Here is a 3,895-nt window from a genome sequence, read left to right on the forward strand (position 1 = left end):
GGTGGAACTCGGGAACCGGTTCCACACCATAAATTACGGCACCCCTCACCGGTATGCAACCCCAAAAATGTTACAGAATGGCAAAGATCGCGCCCCGGAACACCCGACGCGCGTCACGACGGGCACGATGAGTGTTCGTACAGAACCAACTTCATGGAACCGGTTCCAGAAGTGGCGCAAAGGCACTAGCCTGTGGTTGACGGGTCCAAGGACGGAGACTGGTGTGAGCACGATAGCGGATGTCGCCCGCCTCGCCAGCGTGGCCAAAGCCACCGCCAGCCGCGCGCTCAGTGGAAAAGGATACGTTTCCGACGAGACGCGAGCGCGCGTCGTCACCGCGGCACGCACGATCGGGTACGTGGTCTCCCCCAACGCCGCCAGCCTTGTCACCGGCCGCACCAAGAACATCGGCGTGATCATCCCGTACATCAGCCGGTGGTTCTTCGCCGAGGTGCTGGAGAGCGTCGAACAAGCGCTGCTGGCGCAGGGCTACGACATGACTCTCTACAATCTGCCGACCTCCTCGCCGGAACGCGTGCGGGTATTTGAGTATTTTCTCGCGCGCAAACGCTTTGACGGCGTAATCTCCGTGGGCGTCGAGCTGACCGAGGACGAAGTCGACAGCCTGCACCAGATGCAACGTCCGCTCGTGGGCATCGGCGGTCCGATTCGCGGCGTGCACACCATCGCCATCGACGATGTGGCCACGGCCCGCCTCGCCACCGAGCACCTGCTCAGCCTCGGCCACACACACATCCTCCACATCGGCGGCAGCCTCGAGGAGCAGATGGATTTCGACGTGCACAGCAAGCGCCTTCGCGGCTTCAACGCCGCCATGGGTTCAGCCGGCCTCCCGATCAAGGACACGTTCTACGCCTGTGAGCTCACGGTTCCCGGCGGCTATGAGAGGGGGAGGAGCCTGCTCGGCGACCCCCGGCGACGCCCCACCGCCATCTTCGCGGCGAGCGACGAGATCGCCATCGGTCTCATCGTGGCAGCTCGGGAACTCGGCATCCTCGTACCCTCGGAACTCTCGGTGATCGGCATCGACGGGCATCCCTACGCGGAGATGTTCCGACTGACGACCCTCGAGCAGCACCCCAGAAATCAGGGACGACTCGCGGTCACCTCGCTGCTGGCCGACCTCGACACCCCCGACAGGCACCGAGAGGTGTCGACCGTGCTGCCCACCAACCTGGTGATGCGCTCCAGCACGAGCGCGCCACGCCCCCCGGTCGCCTGACCCGCGCAGCGGCTTCCGCACGCCTGCTTCAGCGCAGACTGCGGAGACTGGCGCATGGTCCTCCATGCGCCAAGTTCTGGAACCTGCGCCGCCGCATCCGCACCGTGCGCCAGCTTCCGGACGGTGCGCCAGCTTCCGGACGGTGCGCCAGCTTCCGGACGGTGCGCCGCCGCATCCGCACGCCTGCTTCAGCGCAGACTGCGGAGACTGGCGCATGGTCCACCATGCGCCAAGTTCTGGGGCCTGCGCCGCCGCATCCGCACCGTGCGCCAGCTTCCGCACGGTGCGCCGCCGCGCGGGTGCGTCAGCGGTCGCCGGCCCCGATGGCGTCGGCCTCCTCCTCGGCACCGACGACGACGCCATCCGCTCTGCGTAAGCGCTTGCGCCCGAGGACCACGATGAGTGCCGCGACGAGAACGGATGCCGCAGCCGCGAAAAAGGGAGTCGACGCGGCATACGCCCCGGCCAGCAGCGTCGCGGCGGGCGGCGCGATGGCACCACCGAGAAAGCGCACGCCGGAGTACGCCGAGGAGGCAACCGAGCGTGGCAGGTCGGTGGCCTCCATCACGCACTCCGTGAGCACGGTGTTGAGCACGCCCAGCAGCATCCCGCCCACGATCACGCACGCGATCAGGCCCGGCGCCGAGCCCACAACGAGCGCGGCGCCCACGAGGTCGACGGCCAGCAGCGGCAGCACCAGGCGAAGCACGAGGGTACGCGGCAGACGGCGAGTGAGCAGCGGGGCAACCCAGACCGAGGTGACCGCGAGCGAGAGGCCCCAGCCGAAGAAGATCAGCCCCAGGGTCACGGCGCTGCCCAGCCCCAGGGGTATGAGCGCGAACGGCGTGTAGGCGAGCAGCACGAAGAAGCCGATGTTGTAGAACAGAGCGGCCGCCGCGAGCACACCGAGGGCCGGGTTCGCCAGCGCGCGGAAGGGCGCCGAGACCGGCGTGGGCTCCGGCCGTCGGGCATCCGTTTTCATCAGAACAACGATGCCGATGAAGCCGATGGCCATGAGCGTGGCTGTGCCGAAGAACGGTCCGCGCCAGCTCACGCTGCCGAGGAGCCCGCCGAGTAGCGGGCCGATCGCGATGCCCAGCCCCAGGGCCGCCTCATAGAGAATGATCGCGGAACTCGTGCCACCGGACGCCGCACCCACGATGGTGGCGAGGGCGGTCGAGATGAACAGCGCGTTGCCCAGACCCCAACCCGCCCGGAACCCGATGATCGACTCGACGTTGCTGGACAGCCCGGCCGCGAGGGCGAAGACCACGATGAGGGAAAGGCCGATCAGCAGGGTGCGTTTGGCCCCGATGCGACTCGAGAGCCAGCTCGTGAAGAACATGGCCACACCGGTGATCAGAAGGTAGCTCGTGAAGAGCATCTCCGTTTCGGTGGGCGTGGCCTGCAGGTCGTGGGCGATCGCCGGCAGAATCGGGTCGACGAGGCCGATACCCATGAACGCGATCACACAGGCAAACGCCACGGCCCACACGGCGCGCGGCTGGTGCAGGATGCTGCCGGTCGCGCTGGCGGCAACCGCGCCGGTCTCGAGGCGCGTCACGACCGTGCCTCGGCGGGGGCGTCGACCGGAGCTGCGGATGCCCGCGGCGGAGCTGCCGCGGCGTCGACGCGTTCCCGAAGGATCTCGACTGCGCGCTGCAGCACGGCGACGTCCTCGGCACCGAGGTCGACGAACAGCGGCAGCATGGCCCCGGCGAGTTCATCGCGCCAGCCGGCCAGGGCCGCAACCCCGGCCGGGGTGATCGCCGTCAACGTGGCCCGGGCGTCCGCCGGGTCCGAGAGGCGCGTGGCCCAGCCTCGCCCGGTGAGGTTGGTGACAAGTTTGGTGGCGGTCGGCTGGGCGACACGGCTCAGTTCGGCGAGTTCGCCGAGGCGTATCGGTCCGGCGGCGCCGAGCACGCTCAGCGTGCGCCAGACGGCGGGCGACTCGGAGCTGCCGGCGGCGCGGGCGGCGACACGGGTGAGACGGTGGTTGACCGAGACGAGGTCGCCCAGGAGGGAACGAAGAGGAGTGGACATCCGTCAACTATACATAGCCAAGCTATGCAAAGCGACCGTCGCCGGAAACGACGAACGGGCGCCATCTCCATGTGGAGACAACGCCCGTTCTGGCTTGTCGTTAGACAGGCCGTAAAACTCATGCAGTAGAGCCCCGGAAGGGGCATCGACTACTTGAGGGTTACGGTTGCTCCTGCAGCTTCGAGGTCTGCCTTTGCCTTCTCGGCTGCATCCTTGGCAACGCCCTCGAGGACGGCCTTCGGCGCGCCATCGACAACGGCCTTGGCCTCGCCGAGGCCCAGGCTGGTGAGCTCGCGCACAACCTTGATGACCTGGATCTTCTTGTCGCCGACAGCGTCGAGGATGACGTCGAAAGCGGTCTGCTCTTCGACCTCTTCAACGGCTGCTGCGGGGCCGGCTGCGCCAGCTGCTGCAACGGGAGCTGCTGCGGTGACCTCGAAGGTCTCCTCGAACGCCTTGACGAACTCGGAGAGCTCGATGAGGGTGAGGCCCTTGAACTGCTCGAGCAGGTCTTCAGTGGAAAGCTTTGCCATGATGTACTCCTTTTAGTTTCTTAAAAATTCTCAACCGCAAGACGAGGCAGGTGCCTAGTTTGCGGAACTCCTGCTT

The 3,895-nt window shown here is 67.0% G+C and carries 4 protein-coding genes; 1 reads left to right on the forward strand and 3 read right to left on the reverse strand.

Features of this window, described 5'->3' with window-relative positions; translation table 11 throughout:
- The first annotated feature begins 223 nt into the window (after window positions 1-223).
- Window positions 224-1,243 carry a LacI family DNA-binding transcriptional regulator gene (locus JF66_RS18325; protein WP_035880272.1) on the forward strand — a complete coding sequence of 340 codons (1,020 nt, stop codon included), beginning with the start codon at window positions 224-226 and terminating at the stop codon, window positions 1,241-1,243.
- A 304-nt stretch (window positions 1,244-1,547) separates the two neighbouring features.
- Here the strand turns inward: JF66_RS18325 and JF66_RS18330 are convergent, their stop codons facing one another.
- From JF66_RS18330 to rplL, 3 genes are all read right to left on the reverse strand, one after another.
- Complete coding sequence (locus tag JF66_RS18330) at window positions 1,548-2,807, reverse strand: MFS transporter (RefSeq protein WP_051973743.1); 1,260 nt, start codon at window positions 2,805-2,807, stop codon at window positions 1,548-1,550.
- Entirely contained in the window at window positions 2,804-3,286 is a 483-nt protein-coding gene (locus JF66_RS18335) for a MarR family winged helix-turn-helix transcriptional regulator (RefSeq protein WP_035880273.1), read from the reverse strand. Before JF66_RS18335 ends, JF66_RS18330 begins: the two co-directional genes overlap by 4 nt.
- 149 nt (window positions 3,287-3,435) lie before the next feature.
- The gene (rplL, locus tag JF66_RS18340; protein ID WP_035835376.1) at window positions 3,436-3,819 is read right to left on the reverse strand and encodes a 50S ribosomal protein L7/L12; all 384 of its coding nucleotides are present in this window, start codon (window positions 3,817-3,819) and stop codon (window positions 3,436-3,438) included.
- Window positions 3,820-3,895 lie beyond the last annotated feature (76 nt).

The organism is Cryobacterium sp. MLB-32 (assembly GCF_000738085.1).
Lineage (GTDB): Bacteria > Actinomycetota > Actinomycetes > Actinomycetales > Microbacteriaceae > Cryobacterium.

Excerpts from the sequence above, each read along its gene's own strand:
- JF66_RS18335 (WP_035880273.1), bottom strand. The coding sequence starts at position 3,286 with ATGTCCACTCCTCTTCGTTCCCTCCTGGGCGACCTCGTCTCGGTCAAC.
- rplL (WP_035835376.1), bottom strand. The coding sequence starts at position 3,819 with ATGGCAAAGCTTTCCACTGAAGACCTGCTCGAGCAGTTCAAGGGCCTC.